Origin of the sequence: Mesorhizobium sp. M0018 (genome assembly GCF_040323955.1) — a bacterium.
Lineage (GTDB): Bacteria > Pseudomonadota > Alphaproteobacteria > Rhizobiales > Rhizobiaceae > Mesorhizobium.
Genome location: NZ_JAMYVL010000083.1, coordinates 1 through 873 on the forward strand (window position 1 = coordinate 1; position 873 = coordinate 873).

1 pseudogene is annotated in these 873 nt (G+C 67.0%); it reads left to right on the plus strand.

The window, feature by feature from the left end:
• Positions 1 to 773, plus strand: a pseudogene (tnpC, locus tag NKJ81_RS32545) (IS66 family transposase); the annotation flags it as partial.
• Positions 774 to 873 lie beyond the last annotated feature (100 nt).

Consider the following 873-nt stretch of genomic DNA (forward strand, 5'->3'; position numbering starts at 1 on the left):
AGGCCGAACTGGCGGTCGCCAGGGCCAAGGCATCGGATGATGCGGCGCTGATCGCGCATCAGCATCTGACGATCCGGAAGCTGCAGCGGGCGCTGCATGGTCAAAGTTCTGAACGCTCAGCCCGCCTGCACGACCAGATGGAACTCACCTTCGAGGAACTCGAGAGCACCGCGACGGAAGACGAGATCGCCGCCGAACAGGCAGCGGCCCGGACCACCGAGGTGGCGCCTTACATGCGCAAGCGACCGACGCGCCAGCCATTTCCCGAGCACCTGCCGCGCGAACGCGTGGTCGAGCCGGCGCCGACCGCTTGCCACTGCTGCGGCGGTCATCGGCTGCGCAGGCTGGGTGAGGATATCACCGAGACGCTGGAGGTGGTGCCGCGGCAATGGAAGGTGATCCAGCACGTGCGGGAGAAGTTCACCTGCCGCGACTGCGAGGCGATCAGCCAGGCTCCGGCGCCGTTCCACGCCACCCCGCGCGGCTGGGCCGGTCCCGGCTTGCTGGCGATGATCCTGTTCGAGAAGTTCGGCCAGCATCAGCCGCTCAACCGTCAGGCCGAACGCTATGCCCGCGAAGGCGTGCCGCTCAGCCTGTCGACGCTCGCCGACCAGGTCGGCGCCGGCGTCGCGGCGCTGATGCCGCTGTTCAAGCGGCTCGAAGCCCATGTGCTGGCCGCTTCGCGTCTGCACGGCGACGACACGACGGTGCCGGTCCTGGCCAAGGGCAAGACCGATACCGCCCGATTATGGACCTATGTGCGTGATGACCGTAAGCGGGTAGCTGATGCCGTTCAGCGATGGTAGTTCCAAGGCATGAGCGCCTCGATAGCGCTGTTTGGCCAGCCATTGGCGATGCGCTCGAGGGTCTGGG